The organism is Nocardia sp. NPDC055321, assembly GCF_053645575.1.
In genome coordinates, this window is sequence record NZ_JBSHMS010000020.1 from 27325 (window position 1) to 51929 (window position 24605).

Consider the following 24605-nt stretch of genomic DNA (forward strand, 5'->3'; position numbering starts at 1 on the left):
TTTAGAGGTGGTTTTCTTCCCCTTTTTTGTCCCCCCCCCCCCCCACCATCTGGGGGGCCTGCCCTCCCCCCCCCCCCCCCCCCACGACTTGTATTGGGAGAACGATGCTTACGGGAACCCTGGCAGGTCCCGCCCGGCGTCACCCGGGGCCGGGTGACACTCGCGCGCGGACATCACTTGCGGACGACGGTCTCCCAGCCGACCACGGTCTCGGGCAGGCGCGGGGCCGGGCCGGTGTAGATGGCGGCCGGGCGGACCAGCTTGCCGAGCTTCTTCTGCTCCAGGATGTGCGCGCACCAGCCCGCGGTGCGGCCGCAGGTGAACATGGCGGGCATCATGTGCGCCGGCACCTCGGCGAAGTCCAGGATGACCGCGGCCCAGAACTCGACGTTGGTCTCGATGGCGCGATCGGGACGACGCTCACGCAGTTCGGCCAGGGCGGCCTGCTCCAGCGCGGCGGCGACCTCGAAACGCGGGGCGTCCAGGCGCTGGGCGGTGGCGCGCAGCACGCGGGCACGCGGGTCCTCGGCCCGGTAGACCCGGTGCCCGAAGCCCATGAGCTTCTCCTTGCGGTCCAGGATGCCCTTGACCAGTGCCCGGGCGTCGCCCGACTTCTCGACGGCCTCGATCATCGGGAGCACGCGGGCCGGGGCGCCGCCGTGCAGCGGGCCCGACATGGCGCCGATGGCGCCGGACAGCGAGGCGGCCACGTCGGCGCCGGTGGAGGCGATGACGCGGGCGGTGAAGGTGGAGGCGTTCATGCCGTGCTCGGCGGCCGATACCCAGTAGGCGTCGATGGCCTCGGTGTGCTTGGGGTCCGGGTCACCCTTCCAGCGGGTCATGAACCGCTCGGTGATGGTGGTGCACTCGTCGATCTGCTTCTGCGGCACGGCCGGCTGGTAGATGCCGCGCGCGGACTGCGCGACGTACGACAGCGCCATGACCGAGGCGCGCGCGAGGTTGTCGCGGGCGGTCTCGTCGTCGATGTCCAGCAGCGGCTGGTAGCCCCAGATGGGGGCGAGCATGGCCAGACCGGCCTGCACGTCGACGCGGACGTCGCCGGTGTGGATCGGCAGCGGGAAGGGCTCGGCGGGCGGGAGGCCGTGGCCGAACTCGCCGTCGACCAGGAGCGACCACACGTCACCGAAGGTGACCCGGTTCGCGACCAGGTCCTCGATGTCGACGCCGCGGTAGCGCAGCGCGCCGCCATCCTTGTCCGGTTCGGCGATGTCGGTGGTGAACGCCACCACGCCTTCGAGGCCGCTGACGAAATCAGCGGGGATGACAGGGCTGGCCGCAGCGCTGGCAGTCATGTTGTGACTCTCCTTGCAAAGTCGGGTCACCCGATCGCTGGGCGACCACGCCGATCCCCTAGACCTTAACGCGAGGATTACTCGGGAGTAACGTCTGGCCCATGCCCGACCAGGAGAATTACGCCACTCCCGACCTCGATCTCTCGGCCCTGCGGGTGGAGTACGGGGTGGACGCCGGGGACAATCATCCGGGCCCGGAAACCGACCTCGACGAGAGCTGGCTCGCGCACGGCTGGGAACCGTTGCTGCGCAATTGGATCGAGCACGCGACGGGGGCGGGCGTGACCGATCCCAACGCCATGGTGATCGCCACCGTCGAGCTCACCGACGCGGGTCCGCGGCCGGCGTCGCGCACCGTGCTGTGCAAGGGACTCTCGCCCGAGGGTGTGACTTTTTACACGAATTACGATTCCGCCAAGGGCCGTCAACTCATCGCGACGCCGTACGCCTCGGCCACCTTCGCCTGGCCCGCGCTGGGCAGGCAGGTGACGGTCCGCGGGCCGGTGCACCGGGTCGCGCCGGAGGTCACCGAGGTGTACTGGCGCTCGCGCCCGCGCGGATCGCAGCTGGGGGCGTGGGCCTCGGAGCAGTCCCGGACCATCGCCTCGCGCGCGGAGCTGGATCAGCGGCTGCTCGACACCGCGGCCCGATTCGAGAGCGTGGAATCGATTCCGGTGCCGCCGCGGTGGGGCGGGTTCCAGATTCGACCGGAGTACCTGGAGTTCTGGCAGGGGCGGCGCAGCCGGATGCACAACCGGCTGCGGGTCACCCTGGAGCCGGGGAACACCGACGTCGCGGCCATGAAAGTCGAGCGGCTGCAGCCCTGAACGAGGAGGCAGTGGAGGTAGCTGCGCCCCGGGCCGCGGACCCGGAGAACCCCGCGCCGATGCCTGCGGGCCCGGCGGCTGTGCGTCCGGGGTGGGCGGCCGGGATGCCGAACCGGTCGCCGGGGCCGTGCGACCGCATCGAAGGCGCGGTTCGACAAGGTAATAACTCGTGGGATGAATCACGTCCAAATGATGGGATGTTTCTCCCTAAAGCCCTAGCCGCCAGCGGTTTTCCGCCGCTACTCTCACGCCGGTGAAACTGCTCGCCGATATCACTCCCCTGCGCAACCCGGACTTCCGGCGGTTGTGGACCACCGGCGTGGTCACCGTCATCGGCGCGCAGCTATCGGTGGTGGCGGTGCCCAAACAGCTCTACGACATCACCCACAGCTCCTCGTACGTCGGCCTGGCCGGACTCTTCGGCCTGGTGCCGCTGGTGGTCTTCGGCCTCTGGGGCGGCGCACTGGCCGATGTGATGGACCGGCGCAAGCTGCTGCTCATCACCGGCGCGGGCACCGGGCTGACCGCGCTGGCGTTCTGGGCCCAGGCCGCGGCCGAGCTGAACAACGTGTGGCTGATCCTCGGCCTGTTCTCGGTGCAGCAGGCGTTCTTCGCGGTCAATCAGCCCGCCCGCGCCGCCATCTATCCGCGGCTGCTGCCCGAAGCGCAACTGCCGGCGGCCAATTCGCTGTCCATGACGGTCATGCAGTTCGGCGCCATCGCCGGTCCGGTCATGGCGGGCATGATGATTCCGCTCAGCGGCCTGGCCACGCTGTACCTGCTCGACGCGCTCGCGCTGCTGGCGACGCTGTGGGCCACCTGGAAGCTGCCCCCGATCCCGCCCACCGGCGAGGCCCGCCGCGCCGGGCTGCGCGAGGTCGCCGACGGCTTCGTCTACCTGGCCACCCAGCGAATCCTGCTGGCCTCCTTCGCCGTCGACGTGGTGGCGATGGTCTTCGGCATGCCGCGCGCGCTGTTCCCGGAGATGGCGCAGGACAGTTTCGGCGACACCGAGAGCAGCGGGCACGCGCTGGGCCTGCTGTTCGCGGCCATGTCGGTGGGCGCGGTGCTGGGCGGGGTGTTCTCCGGCTGGCTCACCCGCATTCGCCGCCAGGGCCTGGCGGTGGTGTGGCTCATCGTGCTGTGGGGCCTGGCGATGGTCGGCTTCGGCGTCGCCGTGGGCGCGGCGGGCCACGGCCTGACGGTGACGGTCGCGCTCTGGATCGCGTTCGCCTGCCTGGCCTTCGGCGGTGCGGTCGACATGTTCTCCGCGGCCCTGCGCACCACGATGCTGCAGTCGGTGGCGACCGACGAGATGCGCGGCCGCCTCCAGGGCGTGTTCATCGTGGTGGTGGCCGGCGGCCCTCGCATCGGTGATGTTGCGCACGGTTTCGCGGCCGCCGCGGTGGGTACTGCTGCCGCAGCGGCCGGCGGCGGTGTCCTGGTGGTGATCGGCATGGTGGTCGCGGCCCTGGTCTTCCCGGCGTTCATCCGATACCGCGTGGCCCGCGCCCATTCCGAGGTTCAGGCTTCCTGACCACCGCGGCGCGGCGGGGTCGCTAGCAGATCGAAAGCGAACGGCAAGCCCCCTTACCTATTGTTGTTCATGTCCGAAAAGGACTGCACAGCAAAAGAATTCAGCAGGGGGAAACATGCGCACCATCGCCAAGGCCACCGCCGGAGCGGTAGCCGTAGTCGCTATCGGACTCGGTGGGTTCGGGATCAGCGCCATGGACACCGCACCGGCCGCACCCGTCACCTCGCAGGTCGACGAGGTCGTCGGCGCGAAGCCGCAGGGCGGCGGACGCGGCGGCGGCACCGGGTGCAGCACCAAGAATTCGTGCGCGAACCAGAAGGGCGGGCAGGACCGGGGCCGCACCACGCCCAACTCCAACGGCGGCCCGAGTGTTCAGGGCGGGCGCATCTGAGCCGGACACCCGCGAGCCGAGCCGGTCCGGGGCATCCGGCATCCGGACCGGACAACCGGTCCACCCTTTCCACCTGCGGCGATACCGGAATCGGAGCGATGCGAGGGGACGCCGCGGCCTGGTCTTCCTAGGCTCGATCCGGTCCAGCAGGGACCGAGTTCAGCCGTTTCACCAGGGAGGGAAATCATGCGCACCATCGCCACTGTCATCGCCGGGATCCTCGCCGCGATCGCACTCTGCTTCGCCGCCTACGGCGTGGGCACCGCGGCCGCCGTCACGCCCGATCACTCGTGGCTCGAGTACCGCGGCGCGCCCGCGTCCGATGCGGACAACTCGCCGGGCTCCGAGGGCGGCGACAAGGCCGCTCCGTGCGTCTACGGGCAGCCCTGCACCTCGTCCGACCAGCCCGCACAGGAGGGTGGCGACAAGGGCCACGGCGGGGGCGACAAGCCCGCGCGGTGACGAGCGCCGGGAGACACGCCCGGGTGCGGTGATCAGCGCGGTTGATCATGGGGAGGGGGCGGTTCATGCGGATACCACATGACCGCACCGCACCTCACGTCCGAACGAGGCGACTGTGAGGTAGTTATTGACCACCCTCATTACTCGGGCGTACTGGACAGCGACTAGCGTTGAACCAAGCGCGTCGTCGCCATCCGCGTCCGATGCCTATGGTTTCAAGCCTGAGAGGGATCCTTCCGTGCCCGCTGAGAACATCATCAACGTCGACGCAGACGCCAAGCCGGTGTTGTCCTACCCCGGTGGCGAGTACCCGATGACCGTCACCAAGGCGGTCGAGGGCAACGACGGGATCGACCTGGGCAAGCTGCTGGCCAGCACCGGGTTCGTGACCTACGACCCCGGCTTCATGAACACCGCGGCGACCAAGTCCGCCATCACCTACATCGACGGTGAGGCCGGCATCCTGCGGTACCGCGGCTACCCGATCGAGCAGCTGGCGGGCAAGTCGACCTTCATCGAGGTCAGCTACCTGCTCATCTACGGCGAGCTGCCGACCCCGGCCCAGCTGGACGACTTCACCAACCGCATTCGCCGGCACACCCTGCTGCACGAGGACCTCAAGCGGTTCTTCGACGGCTTCCCGCGCAACGCGCACCCGATGCCGGTGCTGTCCTCGGCGGTGAACGCGCTGTCCGCGTACTACCAGGACTCGCTCGATCCCCGCGATCCCGAGCAGGTCGAGCTGTCCACCATCAGACTCCTGGCCAAGCTGCCCACCATCGCGGCCTACGCCTACAAGAAGTCGGTCGGCCAGCCCTTCCTGTACCCGGACAACTCGCTGAGCCTGGTCGAGAACTTCCTGCGCATGACCTTCGGCTTCCCGGCCGAGCCGTACGAGGTCGACCCCGAGGTCGCCGCGGCCCTGGACATGCTGCTCATCCTGCACGCCGACCACGAGCAGAACTGCTCGACTTCGACTGTGCGCCTTGTCGGTTCGTCCGACGCCAACCTGTTCACCTCCGTCTCCGGCGGCATCAACGCGCTCTGGGGCCCGCTGCACGGCGGCGCGAACCAGGCCGTGCTCGAGATGCTCGACGAGATCAAGGCGAACGGCGGCGACGTCAAGGAGTTCGTCCGCAAGGTCAAGAACAAGGAAGACGGCGTGAAGCTCATGGGCTTCGGGCACCGCGTCTACCGCAACTACGACCCGCGCGCCGCGCTGGTCAAGCAGGTCGCGGACACCATCCTGGCCAAGATCGGCGGCGACGACCAGCTGCTGGACATCGCCAAGGCCCTCGAAGAGGCCGCCCTCACCGACGAGTACTTCATCGAGCGTCGCCTGTACCCGAACGTCGACTTCTACACCGGCGTCATCTACCGCGCCATGGGCTTCCCGACCCGCATGTTCACCGTGCTGTTCGCCATGGGCCGCCTGCCGGGCTGGATCGCCCACTGGCGCGAGATGCACTCCGAGCCGCTCAAGATCGGCCGCCCGCGCCAGATCTACACCGGCTACGAAGAGCGCGACTACATCGGCATCAACGAGCGGTAAACAGCGGTAACACGCTCACGAACCCGTCCCTGGAATTCCGGGGGCGGGTTCGTCGCGTAGGCCGTCCCCGATGATCTTCGGGAGCCGCCTGACCTGCGCGAGTACGACCGGCAGCGACCGACACAGCGGGCCGCCACCCGAGTCTCCGCGATCTTTACGGGGCACGGCCCGATTCTCAGTAAAAACCGAATGCGGACGACCCCGAATTCATGGGATGGTTCGGTCATGGCATCGAACATCATTCTGCGCTCTGCCACCGAGAACGACTTCCCCGCGATCGTGCAACTGGCCGAGATCTGCTTCGGCATGCGCTACGACCCACCCGAGATCGAGAACATCCCCGGCATCTTCCCCATCGAACGCGCGATCGTCGCCGTCGACGACGGGCAGATCGTGGGACACACCGTGGACCGCGTCATGACGGTCACCGTGCCCGGCGAGGCCACCGTCCAGGCCGCGGGCGTCTCCTCGGTCACGGTCGCCCCCACGCACCGCCGGCGCGGCATCCTGCGCTCGCTCTACACCGAACAGCACGCGCGCACCGAGGCCGAGGGCCTGCCGCTGACCATCTTCACCGCCAGCGAGGGCACCATCTACGGCCGCTTCGGCTACGGCCCCGCCACCGCGATGAACGAGGTGTCCATCGACCGGCACCGGGCCGAATTCCGCTCCACCACACCCGATCCCGGCGGGGTGCGGCTGGCGACGGTGGACGCGTCCAAGGACCATGTGCGCGAGGTGTACGACCGCTGGCGGCGGCTGGTGCCCGGCGGGCAGGACCGCCCCGACGCCAACTGGAACATCTGGTTCGCCGACCCCGACCGCTATCGCGACGGGGCCTCGACCCTGTTCGTGCTGACCCATCCGGACGGCTACGCGCTCTACCGCCGCAAGTGGGGCGAACACGAGAACGTCACCACCGTCGCGGAATTGCGCGCGGTCACCACCGAGGCGCACATCGCGCTGTGGCGCGTGCTGCTGAGCCTGGATCTGACCGACCGGATCGAGGCCTCGCTCACCGATGACGACCCGCTCCCCTACCTGCTGACCGATCCCCGCCTGGTGCGCGTCAAGAGCCGCTACGACGGGCTCTGGCTGCGCGTCATGGACGTTCCCACCGCGCTCACCGCACGGACCTACACCGGGAACCTGGATGTGGTGCTGGGCGTGGAGGATTCGTTCCGCGAGGCGGGCGGGACGTTCGCGCTGCGGGTGCGCGACGGGGTGGCCGAGTGCGAGCCGACCACGCGCCCGGCCGATATCGAGCTGAGCATCGACACCCTCGGCAGCCTGTACCTGGGCGCGCACCGGGCCCGGGTCCTGGCCACCGCCAACCGGATCCAGGCCAAGGACGCCGAACGACTGGCCGCGTTCGACCGGGCGCTGACCACCGATCGGGACGCGGAACTCGGCTGGTTCTTCTGATCCGGGTGGGGTGAAGACTCCGGACCGTACGACGGCCGGGCGGCAAAGTGACTGCCGCCCGGCCGTTTCCGTTCTCGTCTCGCCCGCTACTCGTCCGCGATCTTCGCGCGGAACGGCCCGCCGATGCTGTTGAACAGCAGGTCGCCGTTGGGCAGGCCCTCGACGATCGCGTAGGCGCCGTTGCCCAGGTTGGATTGACCGAAGATGGTGCGGTGCACCGTTTCCCCGGTCTTCCAGTCCAGGCCGGTGACCTCCCAGCCGTCGGCGGCGGAGTACCCGTTCACGAAAACGACGCCCGCCGAACTCGATACCGCCGGAACCATGGAGGTGGACACCACGTCACCGCGCGTCCACACCGAGTTCCACTTGTCCGCCGCCGGATCCCATTCGAAGCGCTGCATGCCGTGCGGCGGCGCGTCGACCGGGCCGTTGGCCAGCACGTCGATGAGCCGGTCCTGGGAGCCGCCGTCGCCGATGTTCTGCACGACGAACGCGCCGTACCCGTTCACCACCACCGACTGCTCGGACTGCACGAACTCGGGCAGCGGTTCCGGCAGCCCGGCGGTGACCGCGATCTGATCGGCGATCCGGTTCGACTTCGTCCCCGCCTTCTTCTGGAAGCCGTCGGGAATCTTGTTGCGCCAGAACGCGACCAGTTTCATCCGGTTCGCGCCGTCGGTGATCACCACCAGTTCGTCCTCGCCCTCTCCGAAGCCCATGAGGGTCGGCGTCGAACCGGTGCCGATCCCGAACTTCACCGCGGGCGGCTGCTCCCCGAAGTCGTAGGGCGCGGACCACGCGCCGTCGCTCTCCTTCGTGGACAGCTCGCTGCCCGTCCACACCACCTTGTGCATGAACTTGTCGCTGGCGACGTAGATCCCGCCGTCCTCGTCGTTGGCCATCGAGTTCGAGATGGTCTCGTCGTCGGAGAACCGCACCTGCTTCGGCTCGTTCTCCAGCGCTCGGTCGAACAGCAGCAGCCCGCGTGAGGAGGCCACGACCACGTGGCCGTCGTAGGTCATGCTCACGCCGACGACGTTCTCCGACATACCCAGGGTGGTCTGCCCCGACCCCAGGAACGGCTTCAGATCGAGGTGTTTCACGACCTCGATGCCGTCCTCGGGCTTGTCCTTGTCCCGCAGCCCGAAGATGTAGAGCTGGGAGTCGAAGGTGTTGTAGTAGACGCGGTTGTCCCGGTCGACCATGCCGTAGACGCCGTTGGCGATCCGCGTCCAATCCACCTTCCAGTCCTGCTGGACCGCGCTCTCGATCTGCTCGACATCGGTGAACCGCTGATCGAGAACCTGATCCAGCGCCTGCTCGGAGATCGGCGCACTGCCGGGGGTGTCCAGCCCGGCGACCTGCCGGAAGCCGCCGTCGGAGACGTCGACGTAGCGCACGCCCTGGGTGGAGGAGATCCAGCGGTAGTCCTTGTCGGTCGAGGCCAGGGTCATGATGTTGACCGGGCCGACCGGCACCCGCGGCATGACGGCCGGGTCGATGGTGAAGGTGCCGCGCGGGATGGGATCCGGGAAGCTGTCCGACTGGGCGGAGTCCAGGTGGGTGATGGCGTATCTGTCGGCCGCCAGGTAGGGATTGCGCGGCGCGGTGGATCCGGGCGACGCCGCGGCCGCGCCGGTGGTCGTGGTGCGATCGGAGGTCCGGGCATCGGAGGAATTGGAATCGCTCTCGTTGCCGCAGCCGCTCAGCGCGCCCGTCGCGGCCAGCGCCAGCGCCGCCGCGCCCGCACCCCACCGAGAATATTTGCTCATTCATTGCTCCTGTTCATGTGGACAGTCATGTGCACACGCCATTTGCGATAGAGCAGTCAATATTCAATGAATAGCCGAAGATTAACACCGGCGCGAGGCTGCCTCGGCCCCGATCGGGGGATCCCCGGGCTTTCCGATCCACCCCCGTCAGCGCCGCCACCGACGAATTCAGGGTTTTCCCGGTGGTCGGCAGCGCGGCGCGCTGGCATGCTGGAGGCGTGAAGCCGATCCAGCTGATTCTGAACATCCTGTGGCTAGTCCTGGTGGGATTCTGGATGGCGGTGGGCTACGTGATCGCCGGACTCATCTGCTGCGTGCTCATCGTGACCATCCCCTGGGGCATCGCGTCCTTCCGGATCGCGTCCTTCGTGCTGTGGCCGTTCGGCCGCGAAGCGGTGGAGAAGCCGGGCGCGGGCGTGCCGTCGATGCTCGGCAACATCGTGTGGCTCGTGGTGGCCGGCTGGTGGCTGGCGCTGGGGCACCTGTTCACCAGCATCGCGCTCGCGATCACCATCATCGGAATCCCCTTCGCCTGGGCGAATCTCAAGCTGATCCCGGTGTCGCTGTTCCCGCTCGGGCGCGAGATCGTGCCGTCCGATCGGGCCTGGGGAGCCTGAGAGCCGCCGCGCGGCAAGTGGTTTCGACGCGGGCGCGGCACGAGCCGCGCTCGCTCACTCCGATTCGGCGACGATGGTCTTCATGATGGACACGGCCTGTTCGAGCACCGCGAGCTGATCCGGGGTCAACCCGCCCAGCTGCTCGGTCATCCAGGCCTCCCGGGCATGGGTCTCGTCGGCGATGAGCGCGCGCCCCTGCTCGGACAGCGACACGATGATCTGCCGGCCGTCGGTCGGATGCGGATTGCGTTCCACCAGATCCATTTCCGACAGCGACGCGATGACCCGGGTCATCGACGGCGGCTGTACCCGCTCCCGGGCGGCCAGTGCGCCGGGCGTCATGGCGCCATCGCGATTGAGTGTCGCGAGCGCGGAGAGCTGAGTCAGCGAAATCTGAGCATCGGCGCGCCTCCCCCGCAGATGCCGCGTCAAGCGCACCACCGCCAGTGAGAGTTCACCAGCGAGCGCTCGAATATCGGAAGGCGTTGTCACAGAGGCAAACGATACGGGACCACCCGCGCCCGGGACGCCGGTTCGCGGGGTCCGCTCCACCCCTTCTCCCGGTGCCGGGCCTCGTTCCGCGCCGACGGGCGCTGTACCGACCGGTACCCCACCCCCGCCCCCGCGACCCCCGAACACCCCCCGGCACCCGCCCGGCATTCGGTCCCCGAACCTTCTAGGCTGGATCCCGTGAACCAGTCCGAGCCGCCCGCGGTGCCCCAGATCCCCGCACGTTTCACCGATCCGCGCCCGGTCCTGGCCATCGGCAGCCTCGGTTTCCTGCTCGCCACCATCGCCGTCTACCTCAACGACGACTGGGCCACCGCCCGCCCGGTCTGCCTCATGGGCATGGCCGTCGGCCTGCTCGGCTACACCCTGTTCGCCATCCAGCGCCGCGGCTCGCGCCGCGGCGACAAGGGCGCCCAGCTGGGCCTGGAGGGCTAGCGCACCTCGAACTCGGCGCTGACCCCGGAGAAGGGGTGCAGGGCGCCGTCGGAGGTCAGGTTGTCGGCGAAGTGCTGGAAGCGGTAGCGACCGGCGGGGGTGCCCGCGGGGATGTCCCAGGTGAAGCGGGCCACCGAGGCCGCGGCGTCGCGTTTGCTCCAGTAGAACTTGACCGGCCATTCGCCCTCGTTGGCGACGCGGGTCCAGCCGGAACCGGTGGCGCGCTGGATCTCGAGGAAGGTGCCGTTGCGGCGCGGGTTGTGCTTGGGGTGCGCCGAGACGAACTCCACCGCGGCCTGATCGCCAGGGGCGTAGGCGGCGGCGGGCTGGGTCAGGACATCGCCGAAGGCCGCGCCCGCGGGGGTGGCGTCCGGACCGGGCGGTGACACCAGATTCGGCTGCATGCCCGAGACGTCGCGCGGCGCCGGACCGCGCGGCACGCCCTGGCGCTGGGCGAAAGCCGTTGCCAGCCGGTGGAACTCCTGCTGGTACGCGGGCAGGGTGTAGCGGCCGTACAGGGTCGAGCCGCCCTCGTACTGCTGGGCGTCGTATTCCTCGGGGGTGGTGACGTATTCGTGGTAGGAGTTGGCGTAGCCCTGCATGAGCACCCGCTCCAGCGGCACGCCCAGGGCCTCGGCCACCGTGCGGCGCACGCGCAGCCCCGCCACGACGGTGAATTCCGCACCGGCACAGGCGAGATAGAGCTCGCCGATGCGCACCAGCTGGATCGGCACCACGCTCGGCACCCAGGCCACCGGCGGCATGAGCCCCAGCGGGGCGACGATCGCCTTGGGCGCCTGGGCGTCGGCCAGCCAGCCCGGCACCGGCGCGTTCGGGCCGCCGAGCGCGTCCACGAACGGATTGCGCACGCCCTCGGGGATCGGCACGCCGGGCAGGCCCGGGCCGTCCTCGATGCTGCCCGCGATCAGGGCGACGCCCGCGCAGGCGGGTGCGGTGTGCCGCGGCTGTCCGCTGTCGGTCCAGCGGCCGTCCACCGCGGTGTCGGCGAGGTCGATGTAGCAGAACAGGCTGCCGACCGGTCCGCCGATGGACCGCGCGGAACTCAGCGCCGACTTGCCGGCGTGGTACTGGCGCTCGCCGATGATGCGGGTGTTCTCGAATTCGTTGTCCGTCGGCCCGGAGGTGGGGCTCAGATTCAGGTTCGGGGAGATGTCACCCGGATTGGTCTGTGGGAAGGCGGCCACGAAATCGGCGCCGTCGAGGTAGCGCACGCCGTGCTCGGTGTGCTCGAAGGCGTACGAGGCGTAGCCCTTGTTGTCGCCGCTGATGAGCCGGTTCTTGTTGCTCATGGAGGTGTTGTGGGTGGCGAACCAGGTGATCGCGCCGACCGGGCGGCCGCCGCGGCGCAGCGAGAGCACGGTGACGTTCGGGTCGATGCCGTTGGGGAAGAACGCCTTGTCGGCCTCGGGGTTGCGATCGAAGGCGACCTTGGAGCGGTTCACGCTGGCGTCGTGCAGTTCGCCGTGACCCAGGTCGAGCTCGCCCGGGGCCAGGTCGGCGTCCGCGGCGGCGATGGCCTCCACGATCGCGGCGACCTCGATGTCGAACACCTGCTGCTGGAATCCGAGAATCGAGAGGTTGTACGCGTAGTCGTGGGCGGCGCCGCCGCAGGTCGCGTGCGAGTGCGTGGAGGTCAGCACCACGTTCTGCTCGGTGTAGCGGTCGCCGAAGCGCTGGGCGAGGGCGAGCATGACGCCGTTGTGCACGGACTGGAAGATCATGCCGTTGTCGGCGACCACGTAGGCCACGCGCTGACCGTCGGCCTCGAAGACGAAGGCGCGCACGCGGGGGCGCAGATGGATGCCCGCGGTGTCCTGTCCGAACTGCGAGTAGCCCATCATGCCGCACTCGGCCGCGGGTCCGGTTATGTCGGAAATGCCCACTCCGACCAGGTATTCGCCGGATTCGGCGTGCGCCCGGGTCTGGGGCAGCGCGAGGTTCGCGGCCACGGCCAGCGCCGCCGCGCTCACCCCCGCGCCCGCGAGCGCCGTGCGGCGCGAGATCGCCCGCGAAACCGGCCCGGTCCGATCGTCCCCGGCCGTTCCGTTGTCCGACAGCGCCATTCGCGCCTCCTCTCGTCCTGGATGCGAGCGAACCATACAACTGGACATTCGTCCAGGCGAGATTTCCGAGCACGCGAATTGACTGGGCGCTTCGCGGGCGCTTAACTCCCTGGAGTGTCCTCCCGATTGAGCGTCGAAGAACGACGGGCCCACCTTATCGAGGCAGCCATCGGCCTTGCCGAAAAAAAGGGCGTGGCAGGGGTTACCACGCGCGATGTGGCGCAGGCTGCCGGTGTTTCGCTCGGTGTGGTGCATTACTGTTTCGAAAACAAGGACCAGCTGATGACCGAGCTGGTCAAGGCGCTTTCGATGGAATTGCGAGATTCCGTCGACGCCAACGAAACGGTATGGCAAGACGTCGGAACCGGAAAAGAAGCGCTTCAAAAATTGGTGCGCGTTGCCCTGGAACTCATGTGGTTGAACATCGAAGCCACGCCGGAACGCCAACTACTCACGTACGAAACCACCACCTACGCACTTCGCGAAGGTGAACAAACTCCGGCAAAACTCGCGATTGCCCGAGAGCAGTACACGTTCAACGACTCCACGCTCGGCGATGTCATCGAGCACGCGCGCGAAGCCACCGGCACCCAGTGGAACGTTCCCGTCGGCACGCTCAGCCGGTTCGTCCTGGCCACCATCGACGGCATCGTGCTGCGCTGGCTCGTGGACAACGACAGCGCCGCTGTCCGCGAGCAGCTCGACGTCCTCGCCGGCATGGTGAGCACGCACGCTTCCTGAACCAATCCCCCTGGGCCGCAGGCCCGTCCACCGCATTCCGGCGCGGGTGGCTCTTCGGAGCCGCCCGCGCCGGACCAGTTCTACGCGCCGGTGATCAGGCGCGGCTGCGCCTGGGCGTGGGTCACATCCCCGTCCTGCCACAGGGTGACCGCCACCGTCGCCTCGTACGCGCCGCTCAGCCGCACCCGCAGCTCGTCGTGGATCACCAGCGCGCCGGTGGGCGCGGACACGCCGAATTGCAGGCGCAGCAGCACACCCAGCGGTTCGGCGGCCCAGTCGGTGTGCCGGCCCTCGCCCAGCACCTCGGCGGTGACCGCCTGCGAGGCGAGCGGCAGATCCAGCAGGGCCGCAAGGGATTCCGCGTGCTCGATGTCACCCGCCACCAGCCGCTCGGGCGGCAGCACCGCACCGAACCACGGGCGATCCAGCACCAGGGCGTCCGCGCCGTCGATCACCGCGCCGGACAGCGCGCGCACCCGCTGCGGGGGATCCAGGTCCTCCACGTCCAGGGTGCCGTCGGCCAAGGCCGTGGACAGGCGCCGGTGGGTGTGCGAAACAGCATCGGGCGACGGGGTTTTCGCGGGATCGGCGAGCGCGTCGAGCAGTTCCTCGGCCAGGTGCGCGGTCATCACCTCGGGATCGGCCAGGATCGCGCGCAGCACGATCAGGTCCTGATACCCGAAACCGTCGAGCCGGGGTAGCAGGCCGTCGAAGTCGGTGTCGTCGGGATGTCTGTGGAAACCCAGTGGGACGCCGTCGATATGGGCGTAGCGGCGCAGCCACCAGGCGGTGTAACCGGCCCGGTCGGCCAGCAGCGGGCGGGTGTCGGGATCGGACAGCAGCAGCTCCAGCGCCCGCGGCCACGCGTCCTCGTCGATCAGGTCGAGATCGCGGACCGCGCGCAGCTCCGGCGGATCCTCGGCCAGGCCCTCCCACCATTCCTCGGCGCCGTCCAGGTGATGGTCCGGGCCGGTCGGATCGGCTTCGGCGATCACCGTGAAGCCCCAGCCGACGCCGATCGCGCGCAGGGCCTGTTCACCGTGGCGCGCAACGGTTTCGGCGTCGACGGTGCCGAACGGGGAGTCGTCCTCGAGCAGGGCGGTCAGCGGAGCGCCGGGCAGCAGGAGCTCGTCGGCGGGCAGCAATTCGCCGGTGCTGGAAGGCAATTCGATGAGGCTCAGCCAGGTGGGCAGCGCGCCGGGCGTCGCGTCGGCGTGCCCGGCCAGGCTCAGCACCGCGTCGACGGTGTCCGGGTCGCTCGGGTCGTCCTCCAGGATCGCCTGCAGGCCGGGATCGTTGAGCAGATCCTCGGCGGTGGCGGGGCGGGCGCCGAGGCGGCCGAGGAGTTCGTGGGCGGCTTCGGGGTGCACCAGGCGGGCCCAGTGCACGGGGGCCGCGCTCTCCAGCTGGTCGTCCAGGACCACGGTGCGCGGGCCGGTCACGAGCCGGCCGTCGGCCAGGGGAACCGCCAGCGCGCCGAGTTCCTCGACCGCGAGCGGATCCTGGACGAAAGGTTCCAGGGCGTCGTAGAACGAGTACCACCAGGTCGGCTCGCGCTCGAGGCTCGCCGAGAGCTCCGCGATACGCGCGAGCCCGAGGCGGTGCACGTCCAGCACCGACAGCGCGTCGGCGGCGGCACGGCCGGACAGTTCCGGCAGCACCAGCGGGCCGACGATGTCGGCGAGCAGCGCCGCCAGTTCCTTTGTCACACCGGTGAATACGCTGGCGCGGCGCGGGCGCTCGACGGTGAGGGCCGAGACGAGGGCGGTGGGGGCGGAGGGCACGGCCCCGCTGACCACGGACCAGGAGTCGTCCTCGAAGTCGTCGGCACCGGCGAGGAAAGGGTCGTCGGAGTGCACGGTGTCGTCGTGCGCTGCACCGTCGTGCCCCGCAGCGCCACCCGGCCCCGCAGCGTCGGCGCTCGCTACATCGTCAGCGCGCCCCGCGTCGTCAGCGTGCGTTGCGTCGCCGACATGCGTTGCATCGTCGGCATACGCGCCGGCGCGGTCGTCGGAAGTCTCGTGGCCCGGCGACGTATCGCCCGCGCGGCGGTTCTGCTCGCCGAGCTCGGCGCCGGCCGGCGCGGCGGCCAGGGCGGCATCGACGGCGAAGACCGGGTCGAGGGCGGCGGGTCCCTCGACAGTCAGCACCGGCAGCCAATCCTGTTCGCGCAGTTCGGCTATCAGGGCCTCGCGCAGCAGGTGATCGGCCTCGCTGCGGGCGAAGGCCGGGGTCGGGACCAGGACCAGGCGGTCGGCGGGCGGCAGGGCGCGGGCGAAATCGGCGTAGCCGGTGGCCAGGTCGGCCAGGCGCGCGCCCGGCAGCAGGCGGCGGCGGTCCGGCTGCATGGGAATGTCGGCGATGAGCAGGGCCGGGAGGGAGAGTTCCTCGTCCGAGCGGGTGGGCGCGCGCAGCACGTCCGGGCGCGCGGCCACCGGGCGCCCGGCCCGGATCGGCAGCAGCCAGCGGGCGTGTTTGGTGCGGTACTGCCACCAGCGGCGTTCGTCGGCGTCGGTCTGCGGGTCCGCGCCCGAGACGCGCAGTTCCTGGAGTCCGCCGTCGAGTTCGGTGACCGCACTGGCGATCTCGTGGTCGCCGATGCGAATACTCGTCAGCGCGGGTAGCTCCAGCAGCAGATCCACCGCCTCGGCGCGCATGGCGTCGAGCAGCGCGACGGTGTCCACGTCCTCGCGCAGGCGCAGCACGACCTCGCTGTCGAAGCCGACCGCGGGACGCTCGTCGATCGCCCAGGCCAGCCGCAGCGCGGGCGGCACGAATTCCGCCTCGGTCTCCGGGATGGCGATGCCCTGCGCGCCCAGCAGCGCCCAGGTCTCGGCCCGCGAGAACCGCACCGAGCCGCCGCGCGAACGAAATTCGATCTCCTCCGACACGGTCAGCACGGCGGTGAACCCGACGCCGAACCGTCCCACCGCGGGCTCGGCCGCCGACTTGTTCGACGCACGCAACGCCGTCAGCGCGTGCACGCCCGTAACATCCAGTCCCACACCGGTATTGGCGACGTGCAGCACCCGCCCCTCGAGCCAGACCGCGACCCGCCCCGGCACCCCGGCCTTGGCCGCCGCGTCGGCGGCGTTCTGCGCCAGTTCGGTCAGCAGCCGGTCCCGGTATCCGGACCGCACCAGGTCGGCCTCGGTGGCCGCGTCCTCCCGCAGCCGAGTCGGCGACCCCTGCCACGCGGCCACCACCCCGGCCCGCAGCGCAGCGGTATCGAACGGATCCCCCACTCCCCTGTCGCCGTTCACTCCACGCACCCCTTCCGCTCCAGATCACACCGAACCGCGCACACCGCGGCAACTCTCGCACGAACCCGCCCGCCACGCGCCGGACCGGTACCCGAGGCCCGGCCACGGACCCCACGCCCACCGGCCCGATAGGCCCTGGGCCCCGGCTTAGGCAGCCCCGCGCATCGGCCACACTCGGCGGCCGGCGAGCACCTCGCCGCGATGCCCCGCGCGCGATCCGTGCCTGAGCCGAACGTCGAAGTCCGGGCCGCACGCGTTACCGCCGACACGCCCCGCACGGGCTCCTTCGAGGATTCGAAGGAGTGGATCGGGTGACGGGGAGCCGGGCTGCATGGGGCTCCTCGATGTCGGCGTCGCGACTCGGCCTCGTGCCGCATCGTCACCTCTCGTGAATCTGGCAGTGGGTACCCGGGGAACGAGTCCGTAGGAGGCGCAACCGACTTCGGAGATCCGGTGTCGCGCAGCCGCCATGACACATGTTCGTCCGATGCTCGGGGCCGACGCCGCGCGTGGCGGCGATGGGGAGAACGGCGGCCACGCATTCGAGCAGGTGGCCGGATCGGCTCTCGCGGCCCGTGATCCGGGCCGCGCCGCGGTCGGGGCGGAGCTACCCGGCGGACGGATCCGACTCGGGTGCGGTGGGATCGGCGTCGACCTTGACCTCGGTGACGGCCCACGCGTCGTCGTAGCGGGAGTCCGGGTCGATGTCGAACAGGGCCGGGGTGGCGTCGGGGGACGCGGACGCCGGAACCTCGGGGGCCGGAACCGAGACGGGGGCAACCGCTTCGGACACCGCCGGGGACTCGGGGGCCGACTCGAGCGGGGCGGCGGGCTCGGGGGACGCGGAATCCGCCTCGGCGGCAACGGCAGTGGCGGATTCCGGGGCGTCGGCGGCGGTCGGGGTGGACTCGGCCGTCCCGGCTGCCTGCGCGATCTCGGCGGACACCGCGGTCGCGGCCGGTGCGGTCTCAGCGTCAGCGGCGGTCTCGGTCGATGGTGCCGCATTCTCGGCGGGCGACGCGATCTCGGCGGCGGTCGCGGCCGGATCGGTCTCGACGACCGCGGCGGACTCCTCGGTGGCGACCGCGGCGGACTCGCCCTCAACGACCGTCTCGCCCGTTGCAGCGGCGTCCGCCGCGGCGGGGCGGAGCTCGGAATTGGGGATCAGGTCGACGGCGGCGTCGTCGTAGGCCTCGTAGGCCGGGGAGCCCGCGCCGGTGGGGAGCTCGGTATCGGAGTGGGCACCGCAGCCGTACGCGGTGTGCACCACGCGCCCGTCGGCGCCCATGGCATTGGCGCAGACGCCGAAGGCGGCGTGCAGGGCGCCGGCCAGGGGGACGAAGAAGCCGCAGCGGCCGCAGGTCGAGGGGGCGGCGCGGGCCATGTCGGTCTCGGGGCCGAACTCGGAGAACCAGCGGTCGGCGGCGTCCTCGCGGCCGACGCGGCTCAGCACCTGCGTGCGGCCGAATCCGAGTTCGAGCACCACGTCGTCGATCTCGGGATCGCCGGTGGCCAGGTAGCCGGGCACCAGGCGCGGATCGTCCAGCGGCGGGGCGAGCAGGTCGCCGGGAGCCAGGTCGCCGGGGCGAATGCGCTGATCCCACGGCAGGAAGTCGGGCGCGACCAGCGCCTCGGGCCCGGGTAGCAGGGCCGATTCGCTCACCGTCACGTGCCCGGCCTCCGGGGGCGCAGCCACCACGACCGCCCACTGCCAGCCGCGATAGCCCGCCAGCGTGGCCTCGAAGTAGTGCGTGGCCGCCGAATCGCCCTCGGCCGTGACCCCGACATGCACGCCAACGCCGAACGGCTCGAGCTCCACGAGCGCACGGCGAGCCAGGTCGACCGCCTCCGCCAGGATCGGCCGTACAACGGACTCCGAAACTCCAACCGCGCTCACGCCCTACATTTTGCCGTATGGAGCGCAAACGTCATGCACCGGTAGCGAGCGTCCCGGTCACGGTGGCTGTCGCCGCGGCCTTGGCCGCCACGACCACCGGATGTTCCGACCCCGGCGACACGCCGAGCCTGCGTGTCGAAGTGGTCTCGACCCGTCCGCACGACACCGCGGCGTTCACCGAGGGGCTCGAGGTCGACGGCACCGTCCTGTACGAGGGCACCGGGCTGTCCGGCAGGTCCTTCATCCGGACCAGCGAACTGGCCACCGGCAAGGAGCTGGCCCGCGTCGACCTGCCGGCGCCGCTGTTCGGCGAGGGCATCACCCGCGCCGGAAACCTGCTGTGGCAGGTCACCTATCGCGAGGAGATCGCCATCGCCCGCGATCCCGCCACGCTCGCCGAGATCAAGCGGACCACCTACGACGGTGAGGGCTGGGGCCTGTGCACCCGCGACGGCCGCATCGTCATGAGCAACGGCAGCGACACCCTGACCTTCCGCGATCCGGTGACCTTCGAACCCACCGGCACGGTCACCCTGACCAGCCGCCGCGGCACCCGCATCAACGAACTCGATTGCGCCCCGGACGGTTCGATCTACGCCAACGACTTCCCGACCGAGACCATCGTCCGCATCGATCCCGACAGCGGCGACATCCTGGACATCATCGACGCCTCCGGCCTGCTGCCGGACAGCGAGCGCACCCGCGACACCGACGTCCTCAACGGCATCGCCCACCTGCCCGGCACCGACCGTTTCCTGCTGACCGGAAAGAACTGGCCCATCAGCTACGAAGTCCGGTTCGTCCCGGCCTGAGCGGGTCGAACACCCGAACTGTGGCGGGTCGCACCGCCGGTAGTGCAGCCGCACTCCCCCGGCACTGCAAGAATTGGGTACGTGCCAACTCCCCGTGACCCGAACGCCGACGCCGGTCGGTGGGGGGACGAGGAGTCTCCCGTCCTCGATCGCCACCCCGGCTTCGACCGCTACCCACCGGCGAACACCCCGGCCCCGCGCACCCCGCCGGGCCCGGACGCGCGCGAAGCCCGGCCCGCCTCACCGACCGGCGCGCCACCGCGCGGGACCACGACGCGCTGGTCCCGCCGCCGCGCCGAGGCGCCGCCCACACAGCCCTTCGCCGGGCACCGCGACGCCCCGGACCACCTCCCGCGCCCGGCCCCGGACGCGAATCAGCGTGCGCGGGAGCAGGATCCTCCCGCCGCGCGCCGCGAACCGCATCCCACGCGCCCGGAGACCGTGCCCGGCCAGGAGCTCGCGCAGGGTCACACCGCCGAGCCCGCCGACCCCGAATTCACCGGATTGCACAGGCCGCCGCGGAAACTCACGGTCACCCGGGTCGCCGCGCGGCGCAGCCGGGAACTGACCGAGCGCGGCATCGCCACCTTCCAGCGCGCGGCCAAGGCCGACGGCGCGGAGGAATCGGGTCTGACCGCGCTGGTCTACGCCACCATGGCCAACTTCGCGACCGACGCCGCGGTCGCGGTGGCCCTGGCCAACACGCTCTTCTTCGCCAGCGCCACCGCCGAATCCAAGACCAAGGTCGCGCTGTATCTGCTCATCACCATCGCCCCGTTCGCGGTGATCGCGCCGCTGATCGGGCCCATGCTGGACCGGCTGCAGCGCGGCAGGCGACTCGCGCTGGCGGGATCGTTCGCCGTGCGCGTGGTGGTGGCGATCCTGCTGATCTTCAACATCGACAACTGGGCGCTGTATCCGCTCGCGCTCTGCATGATGATCCTGAGCAAATCGTTCTCGGTGCTCAAGAGCGCGGTGACACCGCGCGTGCTGCCACCGGGAATCGACCTGGTGCGCACCAACTCCCGGCTCACGGTGTTCGGCCTGGTGGGCGGCACCCTGGGCGCGGGCGCCGTCGCGGGCCTGATCGCGGTGATCGCGCATTCGCCCGGCGTGCTCGTCTACGCGGCCTGCCTCGCGGCACTCGGTGCGTATCTGAGCCTGCGGATTCCGTCCTGGGTGGAGGTCACCGAGGGCGAGGTCCCCGCGACCCTGACCTATCACGGCTCCGATTCCCGCACCGAGGTGCTCGAACCCGGCCAGTCGGTCACCGTGCAACCCGGCCGCCGCCGCCAGCCGCTGGGCCGGGCCGTGGTGACCGGCCTGTGGGGCAACGGCACCGTGCGCATCCTGACCGGCTTCCTGACCTTCTACGTGGCGTTCGTGGCCAAGGCGACCGAGCACCGCCCGGCGCAGCAGGCCGCCATGCTGGGCGTGGTCGGCGCAGCCGCGGCCATCGGCAACTTCGCGGGCAACGCCAGCGGCGCGCGCATGAAACTGGGCCGCCCGACCCCGATCGTGCTGGCCTGCACGTGCGCCTGCGTCGGCGTCGCGGTGGCGGCGGCGCTGTTGAACAACCTCATCGGGGCCGCGGTGGCGACGCTGGTGGCGGCGGGTGCCAGCGCGCTGGCCAAGGTCTCGCTGGACGCCTCGATCCAGGACGACCTGCCCGCCGAATCCATCGCCTCGGGCTTCGGGCGCTCGGAGACGGTTCTCCAATTGTCCTGGGTGATAGGCGGTTCCATGGGCGTGCTGCTGCCGACCGTGTGGTGGGAAGGTTTCGCCGCGGTCACGGCGGTCATGGCACTTGGATTGATACAAACCGTCGTCAGCTACCGTGGTCATTCGCTACTGCCCGGTTTGGGCGGTAATCGACCGCAACACGCGAAGCAGGAGATCCCCGGCGCACACGGCGCCGGCGAACCCACTCAGTGACGGACAGGAACCAACGGTGAGCACACCCAAAGCCCGCACGATCGTCGGACTGCTCGCGGCCCTGCTCGTGGCGGCCGTGGCCTATGTCGCCGTCATCGTCTACCTCGCCCGCGACGTGGAGGCGCCGGACCCGCAGATCACCGCGTACGCGCACGGCAAAACGGTGACGGTGGACCCGTTCATGTACTGCACCGTCCACGTCGAGAACAACATGCTCGATCTGCGCGACTGCGAGGAGAGCCAGTTCGTGGCCAACCTCGACGTGCCGCCCGGCTACCCGCTGCAGCTCTCGCTGCCCAAGCAGATCTCCGACGCCCCGTGGCAGATGGTGATGGTCTACGCGCTGCCGGACGGCTCGGCCGTGAAACAGGTTGCCACGCACCGCGACTACCCCGAGAACGCGCGCGCGATCACCGTGCAGACCCCGCCCGACCCGCGCCTGCAACTGGCCGTGGTGGAGATCCAGCTGCCGGTCCCGGCCCGCGACGCCGACGGCAACGAGGGCTACATCCCGCACGCGGTCTGGTCGATCCAGAACATCCAGAAGGATTCGTAGACAACCAGATCCCGGGCCGGTGGTCTGGGCCGGGTCTCCACGGCCCCGGTCCACACGACCCGGCACCGGCCCCCACCGCACCGGTCCCAACCCCATCTACACAACGGGCCCTGGTGAGCGTCAGCTCACCGGGGCCCGAATGTCTTTCGACCACTCCTAGTGGTCGAGCTCCCGCGCCACGCCGCGCACCACTTCCGCGATGCGCTGGGACATCTTGCGATCCGGGTACTTGCCCCGGCGCAGATCCGGCTGCACCTTGGTCTCCAGCAGGGTGATCATGTCCTCGATCAGGCCGTGCAGCTCGTCGGTGGACTTGCGGCTGACCGGCGCCTCGGCCGACCGGCGGCGGTCGCCGCGCTCACCGCGTTCCGCGCCGCGCTCGTTGCGCAGCGGCGGCGGGGTCTCGAGCAGCTTGAGGCTCAGCGCCTGCGGGCCGCGGCGACCGGCGGCCATTCCGAACTCGACCCGCTGGCCGGGCTTGAGCGCCTCGACACCCTCGGGCAGTGCCGACGATCGAACGTAGACGTCCTCACCCTCATCCTGGGAAAGGAAACCGAAGCCCTTGTCGACGTCGTACCACTTCACCTTGCCGGTCGGCACCGCGCTCACCCGTTCGTCAATTCGATGCCCGGCGATATCCGGGCACAAGTCCTGGTTGTCGGACCAATCGTCCGCAACCTTTCCATTCGCGAAAAGAACGCGCCCCGCAGCTAGGCAGGACGCGAATGACATCGAGTCTACCCCGGTGTGAATAGCGCGAGCACATCAGTTTTACGGTCTTCACGTGTCCGACTCTTCTTCGCAGCAGGCTCCGCGCAGGTCCGGCAGCTGGCCGCTCACGATCATCATCGGTTTATTCGCGGTGGGATTGCTGGCCATCATCGCCATCTTCGGTATCGGGCTGCTGACCGATACCGAGCCGTGGTTGTGGCTGTATCTGGTCGCGATGCTCTCGCCGCTCGCGTTTCTGCTCGGCATCGGCTACGCCCTCTGGTCCGGCCGCCGCGCGCGCTGAGCCGGCGGGCCCGGAACACGGGTCCGGAGAAGCCGATTGTCGGTGCCCGCGCGTAGCGTGCGGCACGCGGCGAACGGCACTGCGCATTCCGTCGCGGAAACCGGTGCCGACACGTCGGATTGCCCCGTTCGCTACGACGGCACACCTGTGACTTTGGTCACATAACGAAAGGGTCACGGCGCGGTGACGGACCCCTATCGTCGCGGACTCGCCGCAACCACCTGCACAGAAGCTGAGCGGAACCCGTTGCGCCGGATAGCGACCCGTCGGACACGACGGTTACCAAATGGTGATTTTTGACCGAGATCACCGTATGGTCACTCATCAGCCGGGTCAGCCCGGCGCCACCGGCCCGCCGCACCAACCTCACCCCGCGGGTACGGACCCCCAACTGGACGAAGGGGTGAGGGCGAGAAACAGCGCGCAACAGCGCGCCGGGCCGGACGACCTCTCAGTTCGCCCCCGGTAGTCGGTCTCGCAGGAGCGTACGAGAGGAACGACCCGAACATGAGTGGACGCCATCGCAAGCCGAGTAACACCGGACGCACCGTCGCCAAGGTCGCACTGACCAGCGCGATCGTCGGCGGTGCAGGAGTGGCCCTGGCCGGAAACGCCAGCGCGGCACCCGACTCCGACTGGGACCGTCTCGCACAGTGTGAGGCCGGCGGTAACTGGGGCATCAACACCGGCAACGGTTACCAGGGCGGGCTGCAGTTCTCGCCCAGCACCTGGAAGGCCCACGGCGGCGGCGAGTACGCCGCGTCCGCCAACCACGCCACCCGCGAACAGCAGATCGCCGTCGCCGAGAAGGTGCTCGCCTCCCAGGGCTGGGGCGCGTGGCCGTCCTGCTCCTCGAGCCTCGGACTGACCAGCGGTCCCACCGAGCGCATCGCGCCGGCCCCCGCGCAGGAAGCGCCGCGCTGGAACCCGAACCCGGGTCCCGCCCAGGCCGCCAACGCCTCCCAGGAAGTCTTCCAGGCTGTCGACCGCGCCGTGGAAGTCGTTCAGCAGCAGGGCATCGCGATCCCGCAGCCGGTGCTCGACTTCTTCAACGCCACCAAGGCCGGCGGCCAGCTCGACCCGCAGATCGTGAACTTCTACGAGGCGAACAAGGGCCTGCTCCCGCACTGAGCCGACACCTTTCGCACCGAGCGAACGCCCCGCATCAATGTCGATGCGGGGCGTTCGTGATTCGCATGCCAGAATGAGGCCGTGGTGAACAAATCGAAGAAACCCTACGTCGACAATGGCTGGCCGGAGACGGCCCAGGGAGACCACGCGGTCACCGAGCTTTCCTCGACCCGCTCGGGTGGACTCTCGCCGTACGGCGAGGACACCGAGTTCCCGCTTCCGGTAGATCAGCTGCCCTACGTGCACCCGCACACGGTCATCAACCGCTGATTCGCCCCACATCCGACAACCATGCGGTTATCGGCGCGGCACACAGTCCGGCGGCCGCCG

Annotated in this window: 21 protein-coding genes and 1 pseudogene; 15 read left to right on the forward strand and 7 right to left on the reverse strand. The window is 69.8% G+C overall.

Annotated features, from left to right (window positions below; all coding sequences use genetic code 11):
- Positions 1–173: 173 nt before the first annotated feature.
- Positions 174–1313, reverse strand: coding sequence for a citrate synthase 2 (locus tag ACWIGI_RS29215; protein ID WP_454205709.1), 1140 nt, complete (start codon positions 1311–1313; stop codon positions 174–176).
- 101 nt (positions 1314–1414) lie between these two features.
- Here ACWIGI_RS29215 and pdxH point away from each other — a divergent pair, with 101 nt between their 5' ends.
- The 6 genes from pdxH (at position 1415) to ACWIGI_RS29245 (ending at position 7507) form a co-directional block, all read left to right on the forward strand.
- Positions 1415–2140, forward strand: a complete 726-nt coding sequence (gene pdxH / locus ACWIGI_RS29220) for a pyridoxamine 5'-phosphate oxidase (RefSeq protein WP_454205710.1) — start codon at positions 1415–1417, stop codon at positions 2138–2140.
- 253 nt (positions 2141–2393) lie between these two features.
- Positions 2394–3677, forward strand: coding sequence for an MFS transporter (locus tag ACWIGI_RS29225; protein ID WP_454205711.1), 1284 nt, complete (start codon positions 2394–2396; stop codon positions 3675–3677).
- Between the two features lie 115 nt (positions 3678–3792).
- Positions 3793–4068, forward strand: a complete 276-nt coding sequence (locus tag ACWIGI_RS29230) for a hypothetical protein (RefSeq protein ID WP_454205713.1) — start codon at positions 3793–3795, stop codon at positions 4066–4068.
- Positions 4069–4254: 186 nt separating this feature from the next.
- Positions 4255–4530, forward strand: a complete 276-nt coding sequence (locus ACWIGI_RS29235; protein ID WP_454205715.1) for a hypothetical protein — start codon at positions 4255–4257, stop codon at positions 4528–4530.
- Positions 4531–4768: 238 nt separating this feature from the next.
- Positions 4769–6082 (forward strand): citrate synthase, encoded by a 1314-nt coding sequence (locus tag ACWIGI_RS29240; RefSeq protein ID WP_454205717.1) that lies wholly within the window; start codon positions 4769–4771, stop codon positions 6080–6082.
- A 225-nt stretch (positions 6083–6307) separates the two neighbouring features.
- A complete protein-coding gene (locus tag ACWIGI_RS29245) occupies positions 6308–7507 on the forward strand; it encodes a GNAT family N-acetyltransferase (protein ID WP_454205719.1) in 1200 nt (399 codons plus the stop codon).
- Positions 7508–7593: 86 nt separating this feature from the next.
- On the opposite strand, the gene ACWIGI_RS29250 is transcribed toward ACWIGI_RS29245, so the two are convergent.
- Positions 7594–9279, reverse strand: a complete 1686-nt coding sequence (locus tag ACWIGI_RS29250; RefSeq protein WP_454205720.1) for a hypothetical protein — start codon at positions 9277–9279, stop codon at positions 7594–7596.
- A 218-nt stretch (positions 9280–9497) separates the two neighbouring features.
- On the opposite strand from ACWIGI_RS29250, the gene ACWIGI_RS29255 reads away from it, so the two are divergent.
- On the forward strand, positions 9498–9896 hold the full coding sequence (locus ACWIGI_RS29255) for a YccF domain-containing protein (RefSeq protein ID WP_454205722.1): 399 nt from the start codon (positions 9498–9500) through the stop codon (positions 9894–9896).
- A gap of 54 nt (positions 9897–9950) precedes the next feature.
- On the opposite strand, the gene ACWIGI_RS29260 is transcribed toward ACWIGI_RS29255, so the two are convergent.
- Positions 9951–10388, reverse strand: a complete 438-nt coding sequence (locus ACWIGI_RS29260) for a MarR family winged helix-turn-helix transcriptional regulator (RefSeq protein ID WP_454205724.1) — start codon at positions 10386–10388, stop codon at positions 9951–9953.
- A gap of 198 nt (positions 10389–10586) precedes the next feature.
- On the opposite strand from ACWIGI_RS29260, the gene ACWIGI_RS29265 reads away from it, so the two are divergent.
- Complete coding sequence (locus ACWIGI_RS29265) at positions 10587–10841, forward strand: DUF2530 domain-containing protein (protein ID WP_454205726.1); 255 nt, start codon at positions 10587–10589, stop codon at positions 10839–10841.
- On the opposite strand, the gene ACWIGI_RS29270 is transcribed toward ACWIGI_RS29265, so the two are convergent.
- Positions 10838–12925 carry a neutral/alkaline ceramidase gene (locus ACWIGI_RS29270; protein WP_454205728.1) on the reverse strand — a complete coding sequence of 696 codons (2088 nt, stop codon included), beginning with the start codon at positions 12923–12925 and terminating at the stop codon, positions 10838–10840. The two genes, ACWIGI_RS29265 and ACWIGI_RS29270, sit on opposite strands and share 4 nt — an antisense overlap.
- Positions 12926–13051: 126 nt before the next feature.
- Here ACWIGI_RS29270 and ACWIGI_RS29275 point away from each other — a divergent pair, with 126 nt between their 5' ends.
- On the forward strand, positions 13052–13666 hold the full coding sequence (locus ACWIGI_RS29275) for a TetR/AcrR family transcriptional regulator (RefSeq protein WP_354984436.1): 615 nt from the start codon (positions 13052–13054) through the stop codon (positions 13664–13666).
- A gap of 80 nt (positions 13667–13746) precedes the next feature.
- Here the strand turns inward: ACWIGI_RS29275 and ACWIGI_RS29280 are convergent, their stop codons facing one another.
- The gene (locus ACWIGI_RS29280; protein ID WP_454205730.1) at positions 13747–16929 is read right to left on the reverse strand and encodes a sacsin N-terminal ATP-binding-like domain-containing protein; all 3183 of its coding nucleotides are present in this window, start codon (positions 16927–16929) and stop codon (positions 13747–13749) included.
- A 1060-nt stretch (positions 16930–17989) separates the two neighbouring features.
- Positions 17990–18826: pseudogene (locus tag ACWIGI_RS29285) on the reverse strand (DUF3027 domain-containing protein); the annotation flags it as partial.
- Positions 18827–18843: 17 nt separating this feature from the next.
- On the opposite strand from ACWIGI_RS29285, the gene ACWIGI_RS29290 reads away from it, so the two are divergent.
- The 3 genes from ACWIGI_RS29290 to ACWIGI_RS29300 all read left to right on the forward strand — a co-directional run bounded on the left by ACWIGI_RS29290 (position 18844) and on the right by ACWIGI_RS29300 (position 22129).
- Complete coding sequence (locus tag ACWIGI_RS29290) at positions 18844–19638, forward strand: glutaminyl-peptide cyclotransferase (protein ID WP_454205732.1); 795 nt, start codon at positions 18844–18846, stop codon at positions 19636–19638.
- A gap of 81 nt (positions 19639–19719) precedes the next feature.
- Positions 19720–21573, forward strand: coding sequence for an MFS transporter (locus ACWIGI_RS29295; protein ID WP_454205734.1), 1854 nt, complete (start codon positions 19720–19722; stop codon positions 21571–21573).
- Between the two features lie 16 nt (positions 21574–21589).
- Positions 21590–22129: a DUF2771 domain-containing protein gene (locus tag ACWIGI_RS29300; protein ID WP_454205735.1), complete on the forward strand. Its 540-nt coding sequence runs from the start codon at positions 21590–21592 to the stop codon at positions 22127–22129.
- 156 nt (positions 22130–22285) lie between these two features.
- On the opposite strand, the gene ACWIGI_RS29305 is transcribed toward ACWIGI_RS29300, so the two are convergent.
- Positions 22286–22729: a cold-shock protein gene (locus ACWIGI_RS29305; protein ID WP_454205919.1), complete on the reverse strand. Its 444-nt coding sequence runs from the start codon at positions 22727–22729 to the stop codon at positions 22286–22288.
- 184 nt (positions 22730–22913) lie between these two features.
- Here ACWIGI_RS29305 and ACWIGI_RS29310 point away from each other — a divergent pair, with 184 nt between their 5' ends.
- The 3 genes from ACWIGI_RS29310 (at position 22914) to ACWIGI_RS29320 (ending at position 24545) form a co-directional block, all read left to right on the forward strand.
- Positions 22914–23144: a hypothetical protein gene (locus tag ACWIGI_RS29310; RefSeq protein WP_454205737.1), complete on the forward strand. Its 231-nt coding sequence runs from the start codon at positions 22914–22916 to the stop codon at positions 23142–23144.
- 507 nt (positions 23145–23651) lie between these two features.
- Positions 23652–24275 carry a resuscitation-promoting factor Rpf1 domain-containing protein gene (locus tag ACWIGI_RS29315; protein ID WP_454205739.1) on the forward strand — a complete coding sequence of 208 codons (624 nt, stop codon included), beginning with the start codon at positions 23652–23654 and terminating at the stop codon, positions 24273–24275.
- Positions 24276–24356: 81 nt separating this feature from the next.
- Positions 24357–24545: a hypothetical protein gene (locus ACWIGI_RS29320; protein ID WP_354985798.1), complete on the forward strand. Its 189-nt coding sequence runs from the start codon at positions 24357–24359 to the stop codon at positions 24543–24545.
- Positions 24546–24605 lie beyond the last annotated feature (60 nt).